The organism is Microbacterium psychrotolerans, assembly GCF_031085295.1.
GTDB classification, from domain to species: Bacteria; Actinomycetota; Actinomycetes; order Actinomycetales; family Microbacteriaceae; genus Microbacterium; species Microbacterium psychrotolerans.
Genome location: NZ_JAVFWO010000002.1, coordinates 583,102 through 605,269, shown reverse-complemented (window position 1 = coordinate 605,269; position 22,168 = coordinate 583,102). Strand labels below are relative to the sequence as shown.

Here is a 22,168-nt window from a genome sequence, read left to right as displayed (position 1 = left end):
ATCAGCCTGCGCGCGCGATCCGGGCGAGGACGCCGTGGACGAACGGGCCGGACTCGTCGGTCGAGAACTCCTTGACGAGCTCGACCGCCTCGTCGATGGCCACAGCGGTGGGCACCTCGTCGTTGTAGAGGATCTCCCACGCGCCGATGCGCAGCACGGCGCGGTCGACCGCGGGCATGCGCGCGAGCGTCCAGTCCTTGGCGAACGTGGTGATCTGCTCGTCGATGGCGTCCTGGTTGTCGATCACGCCGTCGACGATCTCACGGGCGTAGAGCCACGAGGCCTGGCGGGCGGGCTCGTTCGCGGCCCGCTTCGCCTCGGCGGCCAGCACGGTCGCCGGCGCGTCGCCGCGGACGTCGGCCTGGAAGAGGATGTCGAGCGCGCGTTTGCGCGCCTTCGTACGGGCACTCATCGGTCAGCGGCCGCCGACCTCAGTTGACGCGGCCGAGGTAGTCGCCGGTGCGCGTGTCGACCTTGACCTTGGTGCCCGTCTCGACGAACAGCGGAACCTGGATCTCGTAGCCCGTCTCGACGGTCGCGGCCTTGGTGCCCGCCGACGAGCGGTCGCCCTGCAGGCCCGGCTCCGTGTAGGTGATCTCGAGGATGACAGATGCGGGCAGCTCGACGTAGAGCGGGTTGCCGTTGTTGAGCGCGATCTGCACCTGCTGGTTCTCGAGCAGGAAGTTGGCGGCGTCGCCGACCGTGGCGGCACCCACGTTGATCTGGTCGTAGTCGGCGACGTCCATGAAGACGAAGTTGTCGCCGTCGTTGTACAGGTATGTGAAGTCGCGGCGGTCGACGTTCTCGATGTCGATCTTCGCGCCCGCGTTGTAGGTGCGGTCGACGACCTTGCCCGAGACCACGTTCTTGAGCTTCGTGCGAACGAATGCGCCACCCTTGCCCGGCTTGACATGCTGGAACTCGATGACGTTCCAGAGCTGACCGTCGATGCTGAGGACGACGCCGTTCTTGATGTCTGCGGTGGATGCCATGAGGTGCGAATCCGTTTCGTTGTGGTGTGAGCGGTGTGAAGTGGGAGGCGGTCGCTGCCCCTCGACAAGCTCAGGGACCGGCAGCGCCGACGTTCGATTCTACGGGATGCCTGGTCCCGGCCGATTCGTCAGCCCTCGGCCTGCCCGGTGAGGATGTCGATGAGGCGCCCGACGGCCGTCGCGTAGCCGGTCACGCCCTCGCCGATCACATGCACCAGGGCGACGTCGGCGACGTACGAGTGGTGACGGAACTCCTCGCGCGCCTTGACGTTCGAGATGTGGACCTCGGCGACCGGAAGGCCGACCCCCGAGAGCGCGTCGCGGAGCACGACCGACGTGTGGGTGAGACCGCCGGGATTGATGACGATGCCGGCGCAGTCCTCGCGTGCGGCGTGGATCGCGTCGAGGAGCACGCCCTCGTGGTTGCTCTGCACCGCCCTGACCTCGAAGCCGCGGCGGGCGGCGGCATCCGTCGTCACCTGCTCGACGTCGGTGAGCGTCGCCGTGCCGTAGACGTCGGGTTCGCGGGTGCCCAGCAGGTTGAGATTGGGTCCGTTGACGAGCAGCAGGCGGCGGGGCGTGGTCATGCTCGCACGATAGCAGCGGGCCGCGATCGCGTGCCCGTCACGGAAGCGGCCGCGCCATGACGATCTCGGGACCGATGGAGCTGGAGAACGTCTCGCCGGTGGGCGCGAAGCCCGCACGCCGGTAGGCGCCCTGCGCGCGCTGGTTGTCGCGATGCACGTCGAGGCAGATCCGGTCGAGTCCGAGGCTTGCCGCCCACTCGGCAGCCGCGGCCAGCAGGACGTCCACCGCACCGGAGCCACGGTGGGCGGGATTGACGTACACGCCCACGACGTCGGCCCTGCGGTCGTCGACGAAGCGGCCGGTGTGGTCCTTCTGTCCGGTGGCGCGGATCAGCACCGAGAGACTGCCGACCCAGACATCGTCGACCGCCGCGACGAACTGTGCGGCGGTCTCGCTGGTCGCGGCGGTGTGCGTGCGCTCCCGCCAGAAGTCATCGCTGCGCGCGGCGACCTGCTCGGGAGTCTCGAGGAACGCGATCCCCGCGTCGGGGTCGCTCGTCGACTCCAGCCGCAGCGCGCGCACGGCGGCCCATTCGTCGGAGCGGATGCGGCGGACCGCGAGGCGAGGGTCGGGCGAAGCCGTCATCCGAGCACCCTATCGGGGCGATCGGCCCGTCGTCAGCCGGCGACCTCCTGGTACGCGGCGAACAGCAGCGACTCGTCGGGCGCCTGGAGCACCGTCGGCTTGGCGATGTCGTCGAGCACGATGAAGCGCAGCATGCCGCCACGGCTCTTCTTGTCGCGCTGCATGGTCGCCAGCAGCGTCGGCCAGCGCCCTGCGCCGTACGTCGTCGGCAGGCCGAGCGAGTCCAGGATGTCGCGGTGGCGCTGTGCTGCGGCGTCCGGGAGCCGGCCGGCCAGCCGCGACAGCTCTGCGGCGAACACCATGCCGACCGAGATGGCGGCGCCGTGGCGCCAGCGGTAGCGCTCGGCGTGCTCGATGGCGTGGCCCAGGGTGTGGCCGTAGTTGAGGATCTCGCGGAGGCCGGCCTCGCGCAGGTCCTCCCCCACGACGCGCGCCTTCATCTCGATGGCGAGCTCGATGGTGCGCCGGAACGCGGCGCTCTGCGGGTCGACGGCGGTCTCGGGATCGGCCTCGACGAGGTCGAGGATCTCGGGAGCCCAGATGAAGCCGGCCTTGACGACCTCGGCATAGCCGGCGACGCGCTCGTTGCGCGACAGCGAGTCGAGCAGGTCGAGGTCGCAGATGACGGCGCGCGGTGCCCAGAAGGCGCCGACGAGGTTCTTGCCCTCGGCGGTGTTGACGCCGGTCTTGCCGCCGACGGCGGCGTCCACCATGCCGAGCACGGTGGTCGGCACCTGCACCACCTCGACGCCGCGCAGCCACGTCGCCGCGACGAAGCCGGCGAGATCGGTGACCGCTCCCCCGCCGAAGCCGACGACGACGTCGGTGCGCGTGAAATCCGCCTTGCCCATCACCTGCCAGCAGAACGCGGCGACCTCGATGCGCTTGCCCGCCTCGGCGTCGGGGATCTCGGCCAGCAGCACCTCCCTGTCGCCCACCAGCTGCGCGCGCAGGCGCTCGGCCTGGGCCGCGAGGGTCGGCGGGTGGATCACGAGCACCTTGCGCGCGGCCGGGGGCAACGCCTCGCCGAGGGAGGAGAGGATGCCGTGGCCCACGGTGATGCCGTAGCTCGCGTCCCCGCTCACGGTGATGGTCGTGGCATCCGTCATGCCGTCTGCTCCTTCTCGCGTGGGTTCCTGTCGCCGGATCGGGCAGGACCCGCCGGCTCACCGGTCTGGCCGCGCACCCAGGCGACCAGGGCGTCGACGACGTCCTGCAGCGGGCCGGTGGACGTGTCGAACGTGATGTCTGCGAGCTCTTCGTAGACCGGGCGGCGCTCTTCGAAGATCGCCGTCCAGCGCTCGATCGCGTCATCGCCGCCCTGCAGGAGCGGCCGGTTCGAGTCGCGCACGCGCCCCGCCACCACGTGCGGCGAAACGGTGAGGAGGACGACGCGGTGGCCCGCGAGCTCGGCGCGCGTGTCGGGATCCATCACGGCGCCGCCGCCCAGCGAGACGATGCCGCCGGTGGCGAGCCCCTCGCTGACGGCAGCGCGCTCGGCCGCGCGGAAGCGCGCCTCACCGTGCTCGACGAAGAGCTGCTCGATGGGTCCGTGGTCGCGGACGACGGCGGCATCGGTGTCGAAGAAGGGCACACCGAGTGCGCGTGCGGCCTTCTTGCCGATGCTGGTCTTGCCGGCGCCCATCGGGCCGATCAGCACGACGGCGTCAGAGTGCGAGGTCATGCTCGGCGAGGCCGGCGTCGCTCTCGGCCGCACTGCGCAGCGCGTCGGGGATGGCGGCGAGGTAGCCTTCGAGGTTGCGGCGTGTCTCGGCGACGCTGTCGCCGCCGAACTTCTCCAGGACGACCTCGGCCAGGACCACGGCGACCATCGCCTCGGCGACGACACCCGCCGCCGGCACCGCGCACACGTCGGAGCGCTGGTGGTGCGCCGACGCGGCGTCGCCCGTCGCGACATCCACTGTGCGGAGGGCGCGCGGCACCGTCGCGATCGGCTTCATGCCGGCGCGCACGCGCAGCACGGTGCCGGTCGACATGCCGCCCTCGGTGCCGCCCGCCTTGTCGCTCGATCGCGTGATGCCGTCTCCGGCCACGAACAGCTCGTCGTGGGCGGCGGAGCCGCGGCGGCGCGTGGTCTCGAAGCCGTCGCCGACCTCCACGCCCTTGATGGCCTGGATGCTCATGAGCGCCTGCGCGAGCTTGGCATCGAGGCGGCGGTCCCAGTGCACGTGCGAGCCGAGCCCCGGCGGCAGACCGTAGGCGAGCACCTCGACGATGCCGCCGAGCGTGTCGCCGTCCTTGCGTGCGTCGTCGACCTCGGCCACCATGGCCGCGCTCGTCGCCGCGTCGAAGCAGCGCAGCGGGTCCGCGTCGAGCGCCTCGACGTCGTCCGGTGTGGGCAGGGCTGCGCCCGCGGGAACCTGCACGGGGCCGATCGAGAGCGTGTGGCTGACGAGACGGATGCCGAGTTCGGCCAGGAACGCACGGGCGAGGGCGCCGAGCGCGACCCGCGCGGCGGTCTCTCGGGCGCTCGCGCGCTCGAGGATCGGCCGGGCCTCGTCGAAGCCGTACTTCTGCATGCCGACGAGGTCGGCGTGGCCCGGACGCGGGCGCGTGAGCGCGGCGCCGCGGCCGCGGGACTTCTCGGTGAGCTCGACCGGCTCGGGGCTCATCACCTCGACCCACTTGGGCCATTCGGTGTTGCCGATGCGCAGGGCGATGGGGCTGCCGAGGCTCGTGCCGTGCACGACGCCCGACGAGATGGTCAGCTCGTCCTCTTCGAACTTCATGCGCGAGCCGCGGCCGTAGCCGAGCTTGCGGCGCGCGAGATCCGCTTGGATCGCGGCGCGGGAGATGGGGACGCCCGCAGGCAGGCCCTCCATGACGGCGACGAGTTCGGGGCCGTGCGATTCGCCGGCCGTGAGCACGCGGAGCATTGGTCCAGTCTCCCACGCCCCGGGTCGCCGTTACGCCGTGGTGGGCTCCTCGAGCGCGCGGCGCATCGCACCCAGCGACTCCGCCTCGTTCGCGAGCGGCGCGTCCGGGTCGCCGTTGCGGAAGATCCGGACCTGCAGCAGTGCCTGGTGCAGCAGCATGCCGAGTCCCGAACGCGCGACGCGGTCCGCTCGATCCCACGCGGCCGACAGCGCGGTGGGCCAGTGCCCGTAGACGACATCGAGCAGCAGGCCGCCGGAGTGCGCGAGCGCGTCGGCTGCGGCATCCGTCACCGGAGCATCGCCGGGGAGCGTCGCGATGGTGAGCTCCACGGCGCCGTGATCGGATGCCGTGAACGACGTCGTCCGCACCGCGATCCCGAGCCGACGACCGAGCTCGGTCAGCGCGGTCACCGCCTCGGGCCGGCGTGCGACCACGTCGACCTCGTCGACCCCGAGCTCGGAGAGCGCGACGAGGGCGGAGGTCGCCGTAGCCCCGGCGCCGACGATGCGGGCCCGCTCGACCGTCGTGATGCCGTCGTCGGCGAGGGCGCGCACGATGCCTCCGACGTCGGTGTTGAAGCCGCGCGGGCCGGCGGGATCGAGCAGCAGCGTGTTGACCGCGCCGGTCAGCTCGGCTCGGCGGTCGCGGGCGGATGCCGCCGCGAAGGCGACGCCCTTCAGCGGCATCGTGAGCGAGAGGCCGCGCCAGCTGTCGTCGAGGTCGGCGAACTCGCCCGCGAAGGACGCCTCGTCGACGCGGCGCAGCCCATAGGACCAGTCCAGGCCGAGCACGGCGTACGCGGCGGCGTGCAGCTGCGGCGAGCGGCTGTGCGCGATGGGATCGCCCCAGACCTCCAGACGCGTCGCGTGCGGGCTCAGCACCCCGAGTCCGGGTGTTCGCCGCACCACGCGAGCCACTGGTCCACGTACTGCAGATGCTCGCTGTACGTGCTCGTGAAGATGGTCTCGCCGGTGTCGAGGTTGACAGTCACGAAGTACAGCCACGGCCCATCGGCGGGATGCATCGCGGCGTCGATCGCCACGTCGCCGGGGTTCGAGATCGGACCGATCGGCAGCCCCGTGTGGTAGTACGTGTTCCACGGGTTCGGATCGTTCAGCGCCTCCTCGGACGAGCTGACAGTGCCGTCGTGCATCTCGCCGAAGCCGTACTGCGCCGTCGAGTCCATCTGGAGCTTGCCGAAGGTCTCCTGATTGCCGGGATCGAGGCGGTTCTGGATGACGCGCGAGACCTTCTGCATGTCGACCTCGTAGCGCGCCTCGCGCTGGATGATCGAGGCGACCGTGAGGATCCGCTGACGTTCTTCGACGGGAACGCCCGCCGCGTCGAGCGACTGCACCGTACGGTCGACGAGCGTCTGGATCGCGGACTGCGCCGTCACGCTGGGGTCGAACGTGTAGGTCGCCGGGAACAGCCAGCCTTCGAGAGGCTGCCCCCCTGCCGCGACGACCGCCGGATCGACGGGGACACCGTACTGAGACGGGTCGGCTGCGGCAGCCTGCAGATCGGCGAGCGGGATGCCCGTGCCCTCGGAGATGCGCTCGAGCGTGCCGTCGAGGGTGTAGCCCTCGGGGATCTGCGCGGTGAACTCCTGCTTGTTGGTCGGGTCGAGCAGCGCCGCGAGCGCCGCCTCGCTCGTCATCTGCTTCTGGAGCTTGTAGACGCCGGGCTGGAACATCGGGTTCTGGCCGCTCGTGATCAGGTAGTCGTAGAAGGCGTCGGGGGTCTTGGTCACTCCCGCGTCGTACAGCGACTGCGAGATGGGCGATCCGGTGTCGCCCGATGCGATCGTGACGAATGCCTCGCCGTTCGCGAGACCCGCCTCGTAGTCCTTGGGCTCTTCCCAGCCCATGACCTCGCGGATCTTGTCCTCGTACGTCGTCCACACGTAGTACGCGCCGCCCGCGATGCCGCCGAGGATGACGAGCACGATGCCGAGGGCGATCCAGCCGCCGATGCGCCGGCGCTTCCTGTCGGGAGGTGGGGGCACGCGTCCGATGTCCTCCGTCGAGCCGGAACCGCTGAACAGGTCATCGAGCGTCGCCGTCGGGCGCACCGGCGGCTCGTCGTCCGTGTCGGGGCGGGAGGCTGCTGCGCCGCGGCCGCCGGGGGGCGCCGCGGAGGCGGACGGAGCGGCGGCCCCGCGGCTGTACGGCATGGCCGGGCCGGCGCCGGCGGACGCGAAGATCCAGGGATCGTCCTCGGCCGAGGATTCCTCGACAGGGATCGGCTGTGTCGGACGGGGCGTGCGCAACGGCACGGGCTGGAAGCCGCTGCCCGGTGCGGGCTCCTCGGCCGCGGCGGGTGCCGCCGGTGGCGCGGGCGCGGGCGTCGCAGGCGCGGACACGGGCGTCGCAGGTGGGGACGCCGCGGATGCCGGCGTGGCGGGCGGAGTGGAACCGCTCCCGGCGACAGGAGTGGCGCCGGTGATGAGCGACTCCCAGGTGGCCGCGGGCTCCGCGGGCGCCGGAGCTGCGGAAGCGGGCGCCGGGGTCGTCGGCGTCATGCCCGGTGTCGTCGGCGTCGCACCTGTCGCGGCCCGCTTCGCCGCCTCGCGGGCGGCGCGGCGCGACGGGGGAACTGCTTCGCCGTCGGGCGATGAGTCGGGCATCAGGCGGGCTCCTGGGGGACGGGGGTTCCGGGAGGTCGTCCGGTGCTCTTCTCGACGTCGAGCGCTTGCTGGAGCAGGACGACCGCGGCGACCTGGTCAACGATGCTACGCGAAGATCGCTGTGATCTGCCCGAACTGCGCAGTGCCGCGTGTGCCGAGACCGTCGAGAGACGTTCGTCGACGAGCCGCACCGGGAGAGCGGATGCCGCCGCCAGGGCTGCGGCGAAGTCGCGCGCGTCCTGGGTGGAAGCGGTGTCCTCGCCGCGCAGGTTCATGGGCAGGCCCACCAGCAGCTCGACCGCCGAGTACTCCTCGGCCAGCGCCACGATCCGCGCCACCGAGGCGTCGCCGCGCGGCACCGTCTCGACCGGCGTCGCGAGCAGACCGTCGGGATCGCTCGTCGCGACACCGACGCGGGCCTTGCCGACGTCGATGCCGAGCCGCCTTCCCCGCCTGAACCCGCTCATCGGCAGAGCCCCTTCACGCGCCGAGTGCATCCTTCACGGCAGTCAGTGCCGCGGTAAGGGCCGCGGCGTCCGTTCCACCGCCCTGCGCCACATCGTCGCGTCCGCCGCCACCGCCGCCGAGCACGCCGGCAGCGCCCTTGGCGAGCACGCCGGCCTTGGCGCCGGCGGTGCGTGCGGCCTCGTTGGTGGCGACGATCACGACCGGGCGCTCGTTGACCACGGCGCCGAGGGCGACGACCGCGGCGTCCGAGCCCAGGCGCTCGCGCACCTGCAGCGCGAGCGAGCGGACGTCGTCGGCGGAGGCCGCCGTGCCGAGGGATTCGGCGACGACGAGCGTGTCGCCCACGCGGGTCGCGGCCGCCGCCAGGGCGGGCAGACGGTCGCCGAGCGCCTTGGACTCGAACGCGGCGATCTTCTTCTCCGCGGCCTTGAGGCTGGCCTGCAATTCGGCGATGCGCGCGGGCAGCTGATCGCGCGGCGCCTTCAGCGAGGACGTGAGCTGCGACACGATGGCGCGCTCGGCCGCGAGCGAACGGAACGCATCGAGGCCGACGAGCGCCTCGACCCGTCGGTTGGACGCTCCGACCGACGACTCGCCGAGCAGGCTGATGAGGCCGATCTCGGCACTCGTGGACACGTGCGTGCCCGCGCAGAGCTCGCGCGACCAGGGGCCGCCGATGTCGACCATGCGCACCGTGTCGCCGTACTTCTCGCCGAACAGCGCCATCGCGCCGAGCGACTTCGCCTCGTCGAGGGGCAGCACCCGCGTGGTCACCTCGAGGTTGTCGCGCACCGCGTTGTTGGCGATCTCCTCGATCTCGGTCTTGGTCGCGTCGGACAGCGCCTGGCCCCACGAGAAGTCGAAGCGCATGTAACCGGCACGATTCAGCGAACCGGCCTGCGTCGCGGTCTTGCCCAGCGTGTCGCGGAGCGCGGCGTGCACCAGGTGCGTCGCCGAGTGCGCCTGGCGGGCGGCGCGGCGGTTCGCGGCATCCACCACCGTGGTCGCCGGCTGACCCACGCCCACCTCGCCGGTCGACACCTCGACGGTGTGGCTGATGAGCCCCGGAACCGGCTTCTGCACGTCGAGCACCTCGAGCTCGTAGCCAGGGCCGACGATGACGCCCTTGTCGGCGACCTGGCCGCCGGATTCGGCGTACAGCGCGGTCTCGGCCAAAATCACCTCGGCGATCTGGCCGACGCCGGCGCGGTCGACCGAGACGCCGTCGACGAGGATGCCGAGCACCTGCGACTCCGCCTCGAGGTCGGTGTAGCCGGTGAAGACGGTCTCGCCCTGCGCGCGCAGATCGCGGTACACGCTGGTGTCGGCGAGCTGGCGCTTGCGCGCCCGGGCATCGGCCTTGGCGCGAGCGCGCTGCTCCTGCATGAGGCCGTCGAACGCGGCACGGTCGACGCTGAGTCCGGCCTCCTCGGCGATCTCGAGCGTGAGGTCGATCGGGAAGCCGTAGGTGTCGTGCAGCAGGAACGCCTCCGACCCGGTCAGCGTCGTGCCGCCGGTCGCCTTCGTCTCGGCGAGCGACTCGTCGAGGAGGGACTCACCCGCCGCGAGCGTGCGGAGGAAGGTCGCCTCTTCGGCGAGGGCGTACTGCGAGATGCGCGCCCAGTCCGCCTCGACGACCGGGTACGCGTCCTTCATGGCGTCGCGGGACGCCTCGAACAGCACGCTGAACGTCGGCCCGTCGACGCCCAGGAGGCGCATGGAGCGGATCACGCGGCGCATGAGGCGGCGCAGGATGTAGCCGCGGCCGTCGTTGGCGGGTGTGACGCCGTCCGACATCAGCATGAGCGAGGAGCGGACGTGATCGGCCACCACGCGGAACCGCACGTCGTCCTCGTGGTTCGCGCCGTAGGTGCGTCCCGACAGCTCGACCGCCTTGTCGAGCACCGGACGCACCTGGTCGGTCTCGTACATGTTGTCGACGCCCTGCTTGATGAACGCGATGCGCTCCAGGCCCATGCCGGTGTCGATGTTCTTGTTCGGCAGCTCCCCGACGATGTCGAAGTCGTACTTCGAGCGCACGTTCGTGATCTCGTACTGCATGAAGACGAGGTTCCAGATCTCGACGTAGCGGTCGTCGTCGGTGGCGGGGCCGCCGTCGATGCCGTACTCGGGACCGCGGTCGAAGAAGATCTCCGAGCAGGGACCGGCGGGTCCTGGAAGGCCGGTGCTCCAGTAGTTCGTGTCCTTGCCGAGGCGCTGGATGCGCTCCGCGGGCAGGTCGGTGAGCTTCAGCCAGAGGTCGTGCGCCTCATCGTCCTCTTCGTAGACGGTGACCCACAGGTCCTTCTGGTCGAAGCCGAGCCCGCCGTCGGACTCCGGGCTCGTCAGCAGATCCCACGCGTAGCGGATCGCGCCTTCCTTGAAGTAGTCGCCGAACGACCAGTTGCCGAGCATCTGGAAGAAGGTTCCGTGACGCGGGGTCTTGCCGACCTCTTCGATGTCGTTGGTGCGGATGCACTTCTGGTTGTCCGCGGCACGCGGGTACGGCGCGGGGACGTCGCCCGACAGATACGGGATGAACGGCACCATGCCGGCCACCGTGAACAGCAGGGCCGGGTCATCGGTCACCAGCGAAGCCGAGGGGACGATGGTGTGGCCGTTCTTCTCGAAGTAATCGAGGAAGCGCTGTGCGATCTCGGCGGTCTTCATTCGGGTCCTTGCGTGTGCGTGCGTGGGCGTGCGTGTTCGGGTGGGGTCTGTCGACGGTGCGGCGGTGCCCGGAGCGGGCGGGAAGAGACGCGGGAGGTCAGTCGGCGAGCTTGTCGGCGGCGTCTTCGACCGCGTCAGAGACGTTCTCGACGACGCCGGACGCCGCGGTCCGGGCGGAGTTCGCGGCATCGACGGCGGCATCCCGCACGTCGCCGACCAGGCCGGCGAACCGTGCTTCCTGCTCCCGGTACGCGTCGCCCATGCGATCGGTGAACTCCGTGATGCGAGCGTCGACGTCGGCGAGGATCTCGTGGCCGCGCGGGTCCTTGTTCATCAGGTGTGCGAGCACGAACCCGCCGGCGATGCCGAACAGGAACCACAGGAGGTTCTTCATGTCACCACTTCCTCGCGGGCCGCCGGGGCGCGGCATCCCACCATCGTATGCCGAAACGCCCATGGCACGCCCAAACGCCCGCGTCGGACGGCGGGTACGACGAAGGGCGCCGGGATGATCCCGGCGCCCTCCGCGCGTACGACTGCTGTCGCTGGGTTCTCGAACCGTCAGCGTGCCGCGTAGTACTCGACGACGAGCTGGACGTCGCAGACCACGGGGACCTCGGCGCGCTTCGGGCGACGCACGAGGCGCGCCTGCAGCTTGTCGAGCTCGACCTCGAGGTAGCCGGGAACGGGCGGCAGGACCTCGGCGTGACCGCCGAGCGCTGCGACCTGGAAGGGCTCGATGCCCTCGCTCTTGGCCTTGACGTGGATGAGCTGCCCGGGCTTCACGCGGAACGACGGGCGGTCGACGAGCTGGCCGTCCACGAGGATGTGGCGGTGCACGACGAGCTGACGCGCCTGCGCGGTGGTGCGGGCGAAGCCGGCACGGAGCACGAGGGCGTCCAGACGCATCTCGAGCTGCTCGACGAGGTTCTCACCCGTCAGGCCCTGGGTACGACGGGCCTCGTTGAACTGGATGCGCAGCTGCTTCTCGCGGATGCCGTACTGCTCGCGCAGACGCTGCTTCTCGCGGAGGCGGACGGCGTAGTCGCTGTCCTGCTTGCGCTTGGTGCGGCCGTGCTCACCCGGCGCGTACGGGCGCTTCTCGAGGTACTTGGCTGCCTTGGGGGTCAGCGCGACGCCGAGGGCGCGGGAGAGACGGACCTTGCGGCGGTCCTGGGACTTCGTTGCCACGAAGTGTTCCTTTCGATGACGCGGCCGTGTCTTTCACGGCCCGCGGACGTATCGCCCTGTCTTCGCCCTGTCCGGACTGCACGCCGGGGCATGCCGGAAGGTAGGTGAGGAAGAGAGGGGATGCCCGAAAACTGCGTTTCGAGCCCCTCCAACCTTACCAGATCCGGCGCCCGGCCCTCATGGGTGCCCCATCGGCGACCGCACCAGCTGCGCAGGGGCGATCCGCCGCTTGGATCGTGATCATCGCTCGCCGTCGAGGATGCGGCGGATCTTCTCGAGGCGCGCCTGCACATCGCGTTCGGCCCCGAGCGCCTTCGGCTCGTAATACCGGCGCCCGCGCAGCTCGTCCGGCAGGTACTGCTGCGCGGCGATGCCGATCTCGGCGTCGTGCGGGTACACATACCCTTTGCCATGACCGAGGCGCTTCGCACCCGGGTAGTGCGCGTCGCGCAGGTGCACCGGCACGCGCCCGAAGCCGCCGGAGCGGACGTCGGCGATCGCGGCATTGATCGCGAGGTACGCGGCGTTGGACTTGGCGGTCGTCGCCAGGTAGGCGGTCGCCTCGGCCAGCGGGATGCGGCCCTCGGGCATTCCGATGAACTGCACCGCGTCGGCTGCCGCCACCGCTATCGGCAGAGCCTGAGGGTCGGCCAGGCCGATGTCTTCCGCGGCCGAGATGATGAGGCGCCGGGCGATGAAGCGCGGGTCCTCCCCCGCCTCGATCATCCGCGCCAGATAGTGCATCGCGGCATCCACGTCGGACCCGCGGATGGACTTGATGAAGGCGCTGATCACGTCGTAGTGCTCGTCGCCCTGGCGGTCGTAGCGCAGCAGCGCGCGATCGACGGCCTGTGCGACGTGCTCCGGGGTGATCATGGGGACCTCCGCCGTTGCGTCCTCCCCGTCTTCACCCGCCTCGTCGTCGTCCTCGTCTTGAGTGGGAACGGCGAGCGAAGCCGCGGCCTCGAGCGCCGTCAGTGCCCGGCGGGCGTCGCCCGAGGCCAGGCGGACGAGCGCGTCGCGCGCCTCGTCGTCGAGCGCGACGGCGCCCGACAGGCCCCGGGGATCGGCGACCGCCCGGTCCACGAGCATGCGCAGGTCGTCATCGGTCAACGGCTTGAGCGTGAGCAGGAGCGAGCGCGACAGCAGCGGCGAGATGATCGAGAACGACGGATTCTCGGTGGTCGCGGCGATGAGGACGACCCAGCCGTTCTCGACGCCCGGGAGCAGCGCATCCTGCTGGGCCTTGGTGAAGCGATGGATCTCGTCGAGGAACAGGATCGTGGACTGCCCATAGAGATCGCGCTGGGTGAGCGCCTCCTGCATGACCTCGCGCACGTCGCGCACGCCGGCGGTGACCGCGGACAACTCGACGAAGCGCCGGCCCGACGAGCGTGCGATGGCCTGCGCGAGCGTGGTCTTGCCGGTTCCCGGGGGGCCCCAGAGGATCACCGACGTCGCGGCGCGGGCGGCGGCCTCGGGATTCGCGAGCGTCACGAGGGGGGAGCCCGGCCGCAGCAGGTGCGACTGCCCCGCGACCTCGTCGAGCGAGGTCGGACGCATGCGCACCGCGAGGGGCGTCAGCCCCTGGAAGAGCGCGGTGGGACCAGTCACCCCACCAGGCTATCCCGCGCCCGCGACACCGGATCGGTGGCGGTTTTGGCCGCCGTCCTGCGGCCCCGTAGGATCAACCCGCCCGGGCGCCGTCCCGGACGCACGCGCCGCATGGCCGGCAGCGACGAGGACTTCCTCGGCGCCACGCGGGTCGAGCGGGCAGGGCGAAGCGCCCGAGACAAGGTGAACGAGGAGGTCACGTGGCGACCGGTGGAAAGAACCGCGATGCGCGGGCTGCGCGGGAGCGCACGCGTCTGTACGAGGCGCGACGCCAGTTCCACGACGGGCAGGCACGCCGCCGCACCCGGGACAACCTGATCGCCGGCATCGTCGGCGGTGTCATCGTCCTCGGTCTCATCGGGGCGCAGACGGTGTACTTCGTGGCCGGTCCGGGTGCCCCGGCTCCATCGCCCTCGTCGACCCCGACGCCCTCGGTGACGACGCCGGAGCCGACCCCCTCGCCCACCACGACGCCGGAGCCGAGCGGGACTCCGGCACCGACCCCCTGACATCCCCCTCCCGAGCCGCAACGGCATCGGAGGCGAGGCGTTCGCCGTACTAGGCTGTGAGCCGTCCTACTCCCTACAGACGGCGCGAGCCGCGATGAGGTGCATCCCGTGACTGCCGCAGCAGACTCCCAGCCCGAGACCGACGCCACCGAGCTCCCCGACGGCGCCGACAACGAGAACCCGGCCACCGCGAACGACGCCGAGACGGCGGACAACGCGGATGCCGCAGCCCCCGCCGACGGAGACGTCGAGGCGGCTCCGACAGACGTCGAGGACCCGGCCTCCGCCGGCGAGCCCGCCGAGGCCGAGGAACCCGCTCACGCGTTGGAGCCGGCTGAGGTCGAGGAGCCCGCCGCCACCGAGGCATCGGCTGATGCGGTGGAGCCGGCTGAGGTGGCTGATGCGGTGGAGCCCGCCGAGGTGGAGGAGCCCGCCGCAGCCGAGGGATCGGACGCGGACGAGACGCCCGCAGCCGGCGACGACGCCGCCGAAGGCGAGCCTGAGGTCGTCGATGTCGAGGTCGTCGAGGTGGACGTCGTCGAGGTCGTGGACGAGTCCGGCGTGACCGAGGTGGAGGTCGTCGAGGTCGTCGTCGAGACAGCCCCGTCGGCCGTTGCCGCGGCTGCCGGTGAGCCCTGGGGTCGTGTCGACGACGACGGCACCGTCTCGGTCCGCGAGGCCGATGGGTGGCGGGTCGTGGGACAGTACCCCGACGGCTCTGCCGAAGAGGCGCTCGCCTACTTCGAGCGCAAGTACAACGACCTGGCGAGCGAGGTGACGCTCCTCGAAGTGCGCCACCGCCGTGGCGGGGCATCGGCCTCCGACCTGCGCTCGACCGCGCGCACCATCAACGGCAAGCTCCAGGATGCCGCGGCCGTCGGCGATCTCGCGAGCCTCGTCGCCCGCGTTGCAGCGCTCACCAAGACCCTCGCCGCCGAGTCCGAGACCGAGGCCGTCGCCGCGAGAGAGGCCGTCGACGACGCCGTCAAGGCGCGCACCGAGCTCGTCGAGAAGGCCGAGGCGCTGGCCGCCCGCGACCCGCGCACGGTGCAGTGGAAGCAGGCCACCACCGAGCTCAACGCGCTCTTCGACCAGTGGCAGGCGCAGCAGCAGAACGGACCGCGACTGCCCAAGTCGACCGCTCAGCAGCTGTGGAAGCGATTCCGTGACGCCCGGGCCACGGTGGACAAGCACCGTCGCGCGTTCTACGCGGAGCTGGACGAGGCGCACAAGGGCGTCCGCGACCGCAAGACCCGCTTGGTCGAGCGGGCCGAGGCCCTCGCGCCGAAGGGCGAGGACGGCATCCCCGCCTACCGCGAGCTGCTCGACGAGTGGAAGACCGCCGGTCGTGCCGGCAAGAAGGTGGACGACGCCCTGTGGGCCCGGTTCAAGGCGGCCGGCGATGCGCTGTACGGTGCCCGGATCGAGCGCGAGACCGCTGACCTCGAGGCCTCCCGCGAGAAGATCGAGCAGAAGCGGGCGCTACTCGAGGAGGCCAGGGTCGTCGCCGACGAACGCGACATCGCGAAGGCGCGTGCGACCCTGACGGCCGTGCAACGGCGCTGGGACGAGGTCGGCCGGATCTTCCCGCGCGATACCGAGCGCTCGCTCGACGACGAGCTGCGCCGCATCGAGAACGCCCTGCGCTCGCGCGAAGAGGCCGACTGGAAGCGCAACGACCCGGAGCAGAAGGCGCGCGCGAACGACATGACCCGCCAGCTGACGGATGCGATCCGCAAGCTGGAGGACGAGCTCGAGGCGGCCAAGAAGTCGGGCGACAAGCGGGCGATCGCGAACGCGACCGACGCGCTCGAGGCGCGGCGCACGTGGCTCAAGGCGCTCGGGGGCTGAGCCGTCGTTCGGGACGTGACGTCGTTCGGGGCGTGACGTTCTCGGCGCCAGGGTTGTCCACAGGAGGCCGGCTGCGGCATCCGTCGTGCTGCGCCGGTGCGGCAGACTTCGGACGTGGGATCGCCCTTCCTCTACTTCACGGATGACCGGCTCTCGAACGCCGAGTTGACCGCCGCCTGCCTCGACGGGCACCTGGTGTCGCTGGGCGATGCCTACATGCCCGCCGATGCGGTGGAGACGCCGGCCCTCCGCGCCGGCTCGCTGGCGCGCACGCTCGGAGACACCCTGGCGGCCACGCACCTGACCGCGGCGTGGATCCACGGCGCACTCCCGGCGCCGCCCGCCCGCCACACCGTGCAGCGTGCCGTGTCGCGCCGCCTCCACGTCGTCCCCGATCGGCAGCTCGTCTACCGCGATCTCGCCGTCGCTTCCGAGGACCTGCACCTGATCGGAGGCGTGCACGTGACGACCCCCGAACGCACGCTCGCGGACCTCGCCCGCGTGGGCGACGCCGTGCATACGCGGGCCGCGCGCCTGCTGGCAGGCGCGGATCCGGATGCCGCGACCCGCGCGATCGCGCGGCTCGAGGCGGGCACGCTCCCCCACAAGCACGCGGCCCTCGCCTGCCTGCGCGAGATGACCTCCATGCGTCAGGAGGATGTGACGCGGTACACGTCGTAGACCGCGTCGATGCGCCGCACGGCGTTGAGGACGCGGTCGAGGTGGACGATGTCGCCCATCTCGAAGACGAAGCGGCTGAGCGCCAGGCGATCGTTCGAGGTCGAGACCGTCGCCGAGAGGATGTTCACGTGGTGCTCGCTGAGCACGCGGGTGACATCGCTCAACAGGCCCGAGCGGTCGAGCGCCTCGACCTGGATCTGCACGAGGAACACGCTCTTCGTCGTCGGAGCCCACTCGACCTCGATCATGCGCTCCGGGTCGTCCATGAGGGACTTGACGTTGGTGCAGTCCGTACGGTGCACCGACACGCCGCTGCCGCGCGTCACGAAGCCGACGACCTCGTCGCCCGGCACGGGGGTACAGCACTTCGCGAGCTTGACCAGGATGTCGGGGGCGCCGCGTACGAGGATCCCCGAGTCGCCGCCGCGCGGTGCGCGCGTCCGTCCGACGACCGGAAGGTCGATCGGACCTGTCGTCGTGTCGTTGGCGGCGACGAGCGCGGTGACCTTCTCGATCACGGACTGGGTCGAGACGTGACCTTCGCCGACCGCCGCGTACAGCGCCGAGACGTCCTCGTAGCGCAGCAGGTGGGCGACCTCGGTGAACGAGTCCTGGCTCATCAGCCGCTGCAGGGGCAGGTTCTGCCGGCGCATCGCGCGCGCGATCGACTCCTTGCCCTGCTCGATCGCCTCCTCGCGGCGCTCCTTCGTGAACCAGCCGCGGATCTTGTTGCGCGCGCGGGTGCTCCGGACGAAGCCGAGCCAGTCTTGGCTCGGGCCGGCATCCGGGTTCTTCGAGGTGAACACCTCGACGACGTCGCCGCTCTTGAGCTCGGACTCGAGCGGCACGAGTCGGCCGTTGACCTTCGCACCCATCGTGCGGTGGCCCACCTCGGTGTGCACCGCGTAGGCGAAGTCGACGGGAGTCGCGCCCGCCGGAAGGCCGATCACGCGGCCCTTCGGCGTGAAGACGTAGACCTCTTTGGCGCCGATCTCGAAGCGCAGCGAATCGAGGAACTCGCCCGGGTCTGCGGTTTCGGCCTGCCAGTCGGAGATGTGGGCGAGCCAGGCCATGTCGGTGTCGAGGGACTTGGAGTCCGTCTTGCCGCCGTTCATCTGCTCTTTGTACTTCCAGTGCGCGGCGACGCCGTACTCCGCCTGCTGGTGCATCTCGTGCGTGCGGATCTGGATCTCGACGGTGCGGCCGCCGGGTCCGATGACCGTGGTGTGCAGCGACTGGTAGAGGTTGAACTTCGGCGTCGCGATGTAGTCCTTGAAGCGTCCCGGAAGCGGTGTCCAGCGTGCGTGGATCGCGCCGAGCACGGCGTAGCAGTCGCGTACGCTGCCGACGAGCACGCGGATGCCGATGAGGTCGTAGATGTCGTCGAACTCGCGGCCGCGCACCACCATCTTCTGGTAGACCGAGTAGAGCTGCTTCGGCCGGCCCATCACGCGACCGCGGATCCGCAGCTCCCGAAGGTCACTGTCGACGGCGTCGATGACGTTCTGCACGTACTGCTCGCGCTGCGGGGTGCGCTGCTTCACCAGACTGTCGATCTCGGCGTACAGCTTGGGATGCAGCACCGCGAACGAGAGGTCCTCGAGCTCGGACTTGATCGCCTGGATGCCGAGTCGATGCGCGAGGGGTGCGTAGATCTCGAGGGTCTCGGTGGCCTTCTTGCGTGCCTTCTCGGGTGGGACGAATCCCCACGTGCGCGCGTTGTGCAGGCGGTCGGCCAGCTTGATGAGGAGCACGCGGATGTCGCGCGACATCGCGACGATCATCTTGCGGACCGTCTCGGCCTGGGCGCTCTCGCCGTACTTGACCTTGTCGAGCTTGGTCACGCCGTCGACGAGCATGGCGACCTCGTCGCCGAACTCGCTCGTGAGCGTCTCGAGGGAGTAGTCGGTGTCCTCGACGGTGTCGTGGAGAAGTGCGGCGGCGATGGCCCGGGGACCGAGTCCCAGATCCGCGAGGATCTGCGCCACGGCGAGGGGGTGGGTGATGTACGGCTCACCGCTCTGGCGCGCCTGCCCGCTGTGCGCCTTCTCGGCGACGGAGTACGCGCGCTCGACGATCGACAGATCGCCCTTGGGGTGGTGCGTGCGCACCGTCCGCAGGAGCTGCTCGACGTCGTCGCGGCGCGCCGAGCGGGAGAAGATGCGCGGCACCAGACGCCGCAGCGACGAGGACTGGGCGGGGGGGACGGTCTCTGTCATTCGATCCCCTCCCCTCCGCCGGACCTCACAATCCTACGCCCGAGCGACGAGGCCTCAGACCGGAGTCCCGGCCAGCTCCCGCGCCGCCACGACGCGCGTGTCGCGCGTCTTGATGGCCGGCTCGTTCTCACGCAGCAGCGAGTACAGCGGCGCCGCGACGAAGATGGTCGAGTACGCGGCCACGATCGTTCCCACGAAGATCGACAGCGACAGGTCGGTGAGCGTCTGCGCGCCCGCCCAGATGAGACCGATGAACAGGATCGCACCGGTCGGCAGGATCGCGACGATCGTCGTGTTGATCGAGCGCACGAGGGTCTGGTTCACCGCGAGGTTGACGGACTCGCCGAACGTGCGCCCGGAGACCTCGCCGTCCTCGCTGGTGTTCTCCCTGATCTTGTCGAACACGACCGTCGTGTCGTACAGGGCGTACGAGAGGATCGTCAGGAAGCCGATGACGGCCGCGGGCGAGATCTCGAAGCCGAACAGGGCGTAGACGCCGATCGTGATGACGAGCACGTCGACCAGGCCGATGATGGCCGAGACCGACATCTTCCAGGTGCGGAAGTACAGCGCCAGGATGATGAACGTCAGGGCGAGGAAGATCGCGAGGCCCCACAGCGACGTTCGCGTGACATCGGCGCCCCAGCTGGGACCGATGAACGCGTAGCTGACCTCGCTCTCGGGCACGTCGTACGCCTCGGCGAGGGCCGCAGAGATCTCGCGGCTCTCGGCATCCGTCACCTGATCGGTCTGGACGCGCACGGCGTCCTCGCCGATCGTGACGACCTTCGTCGTCGCTTCGGGCACAACGGACAGGACGGCGTCGGTCGCGAGCGACTGATCGACGGGCGACGCCACACCGCTGACGGTGAACTGGGATCCGCCCGTGAACTCGATCGAGAACTGGATCGGACGGAACAGCGGGACCAGCGCCGAGCCGATCACGAGGATGGCGGCGATGAGGAACCACAGGCGGCGGCGGCCGACGAAGGGGAAGGACGTCTTGCCCGTGTAGAGGTCGTTGCCGAGCTGGCTCATGGAGCGCATCAGTCGTCTCCCTCCTTGACGGTCGTGCCGGGTTTCGCGTTGTCGGCGGCGGCCAGTTCGGCCTGCTTCCGCTCGGCGATCGTCTGGCGGCGGACGGCTTCGGCGCGCGACTTCGCGTTGCGACGGCCCGCAGCGCCGTTGGCGACCACCGGTTCGCGGAACTGCGCGCGGCCGCGGTAGACCGCGCCCAGCGCCGTCGGGTCGAGTCCGGACAGCGGGTGCCCCGACCCGAAGAACCGTGTGCGTGCCAGCAGCTGCAGCACCGGGTGCGTGAACAGGATGAAGATCAGGACGTCGATCGCAGTCGTCAGGCCGAGCGTGAAGGCGAAGCCCTTGACCGTCGAATCCGCGAGGACGTACAGCACGACGGCGGCCAGGATGTTGATCGACTTCGAGATGTAGATCGTCCGCTTCGCGCGGCCCCAGCCGTCCTCCACCGCTCCGGTGATGGACTTGCCGTCTCGCAGCTCGTCTCGGATGCGCTCGAAGTACACGATGAACGAGTCGGCCGTGAAGCCGATCGTCACGATCAGGCCGGCGACACCGGCGAGCGACAGGCGGAAGCCCATGCGCCAGGCGAGGATGCACAGCGTGACGTAGGTCAGCACCGCCATCACCGCCAGCGACGCGATGATGATGAAGCCCAGCGCGCGGTACACGATGAGCGAGTAGATCGCGACCAGCAGGAGGCCGATGAGACCCGCGATGAGGCCGATCTGCAGCTGCTGCGATCCGAGCGTGGCCGAGATCGAGTTCGAGCTCTCGACCGTGAAGCTCAGCGGAAGTGCGCCGTACTTCAGCTGGTCGGCGAGGACCTTCGCGCTCTCCTGCGTGAAGCTGCCCGTGATGCTCGGCTTGCCGTCGAGGATCACGCCGTTCATCGACGGAGCAGACAGCACGTAGCCGTCGAGGACGAAGGCGAACTGGTTGAGAGGCGCCTGCGCACCGTAGAGGCGCTGGCTGATCTCGCCGAAGGTCGTGGTGCCGTCCGCGTCGAACTGGAGGTTGACGGCCCACTGGTTGTTGTTCTGCTGCAGGCCGAACGTCGCGTCGTCGATCGACGAGCCGTCGAGTTCGACCGGGCCGAGGATGTACTTCACCGAGCCGTCGGCGTCACACGTGATGAGCGGCTCGTCGGCCGGCGCGTTCGCGGGATCGTTGGCCGGATCCGTGCAGTCGTACGCGAGGAACTCGGCCTGCAGGGCGGGGGTGATCCACGCCGTGTCGCTGCCGTTGGTCGGCGAGGTCGTCGGCGTCGCCTGCAGCGTCGGGTCCGGGGTCGGGTACGGCGTGGCGTTGCCGTCGTCTCCCACGAACTCGGTGGCCGGGTCGCCGGCGTAGAGCACCGCACGAAGCTGGAGCTGCGCGGACGCCTCGATGCGGTTGCGCGTCTCCTCGTCGGCCTGGCCGGGGATCTGGACGACGATCTGGTTGCCGGCCTGGGTCGTGACCTCGGCCTCGCCGACGCCGGAGGCGTCGACGCGCTGACGGATGATCGTCACGGCCTGCTGCATCTGCTCAGCCGACGGGTCTGCACCGTCCTCGGTCTGCGCCTCGAGGACGATCTGGGTGCCGCCCTGCAGGTCGAGCGCGAGGGCGGGGGTCCAGGAGCTCTGACCGAACACGTACACGCCGAGCGCGTTGATGCCGAACAGGATCGCGGTGATCGCGAGGAGTCCGGTCAGCGCGCGCCATGCATGCCGGACGGGAGTGGATGTCGCCACGTCTTTGCTTTCTTGAGAGCCCGAACGGGCGAACGGACGTGCTTCAGCCCTGCGACTTGGTGCCGGGCTCGGCGTCGGGATCGATCTTGTCCTTGCCGGCAGCGGTCTGGTCGTCGCTGATCGAGGTGATGTCGCCGTTCGCGACGCCTTCGGCGTACTCGGCGTGGCTCTCCTCGGCGGCGAGGTACTCGTCTTCGGTGACGACACCGACCTCAGGGGTCACGACACGCAGGATCGCCTGGCTGTGGACCTTGATCTGCACGCCGGGCGCGAGCTCGACGATCGCCGGCTGGTCGAGGTTGTCGGCGTCGTACGAGACGATCGTGCCGTAGAGGCCGCCCTGCAGCAGCACCTCGGAGCCGGGCACCGTCTGGCGGGCCTTCTCCTCCTGCTCCGCCTTCTGCTTCTGCATACGGCGGCGCGAGCTCCAGAACATGAAGACGAGGAGCACGACCAGCAGGATGATGAGGCCGTAATTGCTCAGGAACGTAGCGAAGTCCAT

Annotated in this window: 21 protein-coding genes; 3 read left to right on the top strand and 18 right to left on the bottom strand. The window is 70.3% G+C overall.

Features of this window, described 5'->3' with window-relative positions; all coding sequences use genetic code 11:
* Window position 1 precedes the first annotated feature (1 nt).
* The 14 genes from nusB to Q9R08_RS07485 all read right to left on the bottom strand — a co-directional run bounded on the left by nusB (window position 2) and on the right by Q9R08_RS07485 (window position 13,584).
* Window positions 2–412 (bottom strand): transcription antitermination factor NusB, encoded by a 411-nt coding sequence (nusB, locus tag Q9R08_RS07550; protein WP_308867280.1) that lies wholly within the window; start codon window positions 410–412, stop codon window positions 2–4.
* Between the two features lie 19 nt (window positions 413–431).
* A complete protein-coding gene (gene efp / locus Q9R08_RS07545; RefSeq protein WP_308867279.1) occupies window positions 432–992 on the bottom strand; it encodes an elongation factor P in 561 nt (186 codons plus the stop codon).
* 128 nt (window positions 993–1,120) lie between these two features.
* Complete coding sequence (aroQ, locus tag Q9R08_RS07540; protein ID WP_308867278.1) at window positions 1,121–1,579, bottom strand: type II 3-dehydroquinate dehydratase; 459 nt, start codon at window positions 1,577–1,579, stop codon at window positions 1,121–1,123.
* Window positions 1,580–1,616: 37 nt separating this feature from the next.
* The gene (locus Q9R08_RS07535) at window positions 1,617–2,165 is read right to left on the bottom strand and encodes a GNAT family N-acetyltransferase (RefSeq protein WP_308867277.1); all 549 of its coding nucleotides are present in this window, start codon (window positions 2,163–2,165) and stop codon (window positions 1,617–1,619) included.
* 32 nt (window positions 2,166–2,197) lie between these two features.
* Window positions 2,198–3,274 carry a 3-dehydroquinate synthase gene (aroB, locus tag Q9R08_RS07530; protein ID WP_308867276.1) on the bottom strand — a complete coding sequence of 359 codons (1,077 nt, stop codon included), beginning with the start codon at window positions 3,272–3,274 and terminating at the stop codon, window positions 2,198–2,200.
* Window positions 3,271–3,849, bottom strand: a complete 579-nt coding sequence (locus Q9R08_RS07525) for a shikimate kinase (protein ID WP_308867275.1) — start codon at window positions 3,847–3,849, stop codon at window positions 3,271–3,273. Before Q9R08_RS07525 ends, aroB begins: the two co-directional genes overlap by 4 nt.
* Window positions 3,833–5,062: a chorismate synthase gene (gene aroC, locus Q9R08_RS07520; RefSeq protein ID WP_308867274.1), complete on the bottom strand. Its 1,230-nt coding sequence runs from the start codon at window positions 5,060–5,062 to the stop codon at window positions 3,833–3,835. Before aroC ends, Q9R08_RS07525 begins: the two co-directional genes overlap by 17 nt.
* A gap of 30 nt (window positions 5,063–5,092) precedes the next feature.
* Entirely contained in the window at window positions 5,093–5,968 is an 876-nt protein-coding gene (locus Q9R08_RS07515; RefSeq protein ID WP_308867272.1) for a shikimate dehydrogenase family protein, read from the bottom strand.
* The gene (gene mltG / locus Q9R08_RS07510) at window positions 5,938–7,692 is read right to left on the bottom strand and encodes an endolytic transglycosylase MltG (RefSeq protein ID WP_308867271.1); all 1,755 of its coding nucleotides are present in this window, start codon (window positions 7,690–7,692) and stop codon (window positions 5,938–5,940) included. Before mltG ends, Q9R08_RS07515 begins: the two co-directional genes overlap by 31 nt.
* Complete coding sequence (gene ruvX, locus Q9R08_RS07505) at window positions 7,692–8,159, bottom strand: Holliday junction resolvase RuvX (protein WP_308867270.1); 468 nt, start codon at window positions 8,157–8,159, stop codon at window positions 7,692–7,694. Before ruvX ends, mltG begins: the two co-directional genes overlap by 1 nt.
* 13 nt (window positions 8,160–8,172) lie before the next feature.
* Window positions 8,173–10,830, bottom strand: a complete 2,658-nt coding sequence (alaS, locus tag Q9R08_RS07500) for an alanine--tRNA ligase (protein WP_308867269.1) — start codon at window positions 10,828–10,830, stop codon at window positions 8,173–8,175.
* Between the two features lie 97 nt (window positions 10,831–10,927).
* Window positions 10,928–11,224, bottom strand: a complete 297-nt coding sequence (locus Q9R08_RS07495; protein ID WP_308867267.1) for an ATPase — start codon at window positions 11,222–11,224, stop codon at window positions 10,928–10,930.
* Between the two features lie 167 nt (window positions 11,225–11,391).
* Window positions 11,392–12,021, bottom strand: coding sequence for a 30S ribosomal protein S4 (gene rpsD / locus Q9R08_RS07490; protein WP_018170803.1), 630 nt, complete (start codon window positions 12,019–12,021; stop codon window positions 11,392–11,394).
* 240 nt (window positions 12,022–12,261) lie between these two features.
* Complete coding sequence (locus Q9R08_RS07485) at window positions 12,262–13,584, bottom strand: replication-associated recombination protein A (protein ID WP_418001337.1); 1,323 nt, start codon at window positions 13,582–13,584, stop codon at window positions 12,262–12,264.
* 251 nt (window positions 13,585–13,835) lie between these two features.
* Here Q9R08_RS07485 and Q9R08_RS07480 point away from each other — a divergent pair, with 251 nt between their 5' ends.
* The 3 genes from Q9R08_RS07480 to Q9R08_RS07470 all read left to right on the top strand — a co-directional run bounded on the left by Q9R08_RS07480 (window position 13,836) and on the right by Q9R08_RS07470 (window position 16,676).
* The gene (locus Q9R08_RS07480; RefSeq protein WP_308867264.1) at window positions 13,836–14,144 is read left to right on the top strand and encodes a dioxygenase; all 309 of its coding nucleotides are present in this window, start codon (window positions 13,836–13,838) and stop codon (window positions 14,142–14,144) included.
* Between the two features lie 108 nt (window positions 14,145–14,252).
* On the top strand, window positions 14,253–15,995 hold the full coding sequence (locus Q9R08_RS07475) for a DUF349 domain-containing protein (protein ID WP_418001325.1): 1,743 nt from the start codon (window positions 14,253–14,255) through the stop codon (window positions 15,993–15,995).
* Window positions 15,996–16,109: 114 nt separating this feature from the next.
* Window positions 16,110–16,676 carry a type IV toxin-antitoxin system AbiEi family antitoxin gene (locus Q9R08_RS07470; protein ID WP_308867262.1) on the top strand — a complete coding sequence of 189 codons (567 nt, stop codon included), beginning with the start codon at window positions 16,110–16,112 and terminating at the stop codon, window positions 16,674–16,676.
* Here Q9R08_RS07470 and Q9R08_RS07465 read toward each other — a convergent pair.
* From Q9R08_RS07465 to Q9R08_RS07450, 4 genes are read right to left on the bottom strand one after another with little or no spacing between them, the layout of a single operon-like run.
* A complete protein-coding gene (locus Q9R08_RS07465) occupies window positions 16,646–18,895 on the bottom strand; it encodes a RelA/SpoT family protein (RefSeq protein ID WP_308867261.1) in 2,250 nt (749 codons plus the stop codon). The genes Q9R08_RS07470 and Q9R08_RS07465 overlap by 31 nt on opposite strands.
* 54 nt (window positions 18,896–18,949) lie before the next feature.
* A complete protein-coding gene (secF, locus tag Q9R08_RS07460; RefSeq protein ID WP_308867260.1) occupies window positions 18,950–19,942 on the bottom strand; it encodes a protein translocase subunit SecF in 993 nt (330 codons plus the stop codon).
* Window positions 19,942–21,666 (bottom strand): protein translocase subunit SecD, encoded by a 1,725-nt coding sequence (gene secD / locus Q9R08_RS07455; RefSeq protein ID WP_308867258.1) that lies wholly within the window; start codon window positions 21,664–21,666, stop codon window positions 19,942–19,944. Before secD ends, secF begins: the two co-directional genes overlap by 1 nt.
* Window positions 21,667–21,709: 43 nt before the next feature.
* The gene (locus Q9R08_RS07450; protein ID WP_308867256.1) at window positions 21,710–22,168 is read right to left on the bottom strand and encodes a preprotein translocase subunit YajC; all 459 of its coding nucleotides are present in this window, start codon (window positions 22,166–22,168) and stop codon (window positions 21,710–21,712) included.

What these genes read in the sequence shown, in the direction of transcription:
- aroC (WP_308867274.1), bottom strand. Translation starts at nt 5,062, where the DNA reads ATGCTCCGCGTGCTCACGGCCGGCGAATCGCACGGCCCCGAACTCGTC.
- efp (WP_308867279.1), bottom strand. Translation starts at nt 992, where the DNA reads ATGGCATCCACCGCAGACATCAAGAACGGCGTCGTCCTCAGCATCGAC.
- Q9R08_RS07450 (WP_308867256.1), bottom strand. Translation starts at nt 22,168, where the DNA reads ATGGACTTCGCTACGTTCCTGAGCAATTACGGCCTCATCATCCTGCTG.
- Q9R08_RS07495 (WP_308867267.1), bottom strand. Translation starts at nt 11,224, where the DNA reads ATGAAGAACCTCCTGTGGTTCCTGTTCGGCATCGCCGGCGGGTTCGTG.
- Q9R08_RS07465 (WP_308867261.1), bottom strand. Translation starts at nt 18,895, where the DNA reads ATGACAGAGACCGTCCCCCCCGCCCAGTCCTCGTCGCTGCGGCGTCTG.
- ruvX (WP_308867270.1), bottom strand. Translation starts at nt 8,159, where the DNA reads ATGAGCGGGTTCAGGCGGGGAAGGCGGCTCGGCATCGACGTCGGCAAG.
- Q9R08_RS07485 (WP_418001337.1), bottom strand. Translation starts at nt 13,584, where the DNA reads ATGCGTCCGACCTCGCTCGACGAGGTCGCGGGGCAGTCGCACCTGCTG.
- secF (WP_308867260.1), bottom strand. Translation starts at nt 19,942, where the DNA reads ATGCGCTCCATGAGCCAGCTCGGCAACGACCTCTACACGGGCAAGACG.
- alaS (WP_308867269.1), bottom strand. Translation starts at nt 10,830, where the DNA reads ATGAAGACCGCCGAGATCGCACAGCGCTTCCTCGATTACTTCGAGAAG.
- aroQ (WP_308867278.1), bottom strand. Translation starts at nt 1,579, where the DNA reads ATGACCACGCCCCGCCGCCTGCTGCTCGTCAACGGACCCAATCTCAAC.
- aroB (WP_308867276.1), bottom strand. Translation starts at nt 3,274, where the DNA reads ATGACGGATGCCACGACCATCACCGTGAGCGGGGACGCGAGCTACGGC.
- Q9R08_RS07535 (WP_308867277.1), bottom strand. Translation starts at nt 2,165, where the DNA reads ATGACGGCTTCGCCCGACCCTCGCCTCGCGGTCCGCCGCATCCGCTCC.
- nusB (WP_308867280.1), bottom strand. Translation starts at nt 412, where the DNA reads ATGAGTGCCCGTACGAAGGCGCGCAAACGCGCGCTCGACATCCTCTTC.
- mltG (WP_308867271.1), bottom strand. Translation starts at nt 7,692, where the DNA reads ATGCCCGACTCATCGCCCGACGGCGAAGCAGTTCCCCCGTCGCGCCGC.
- Q9R08_RS07525 (WP_308867275.1), bottom strand. Translation starts at nt 3,849, where the DNA reads ATGACCTCGCACTCTGACGCCGTCGTGCTGATCGGCCCGATGGGCGCC.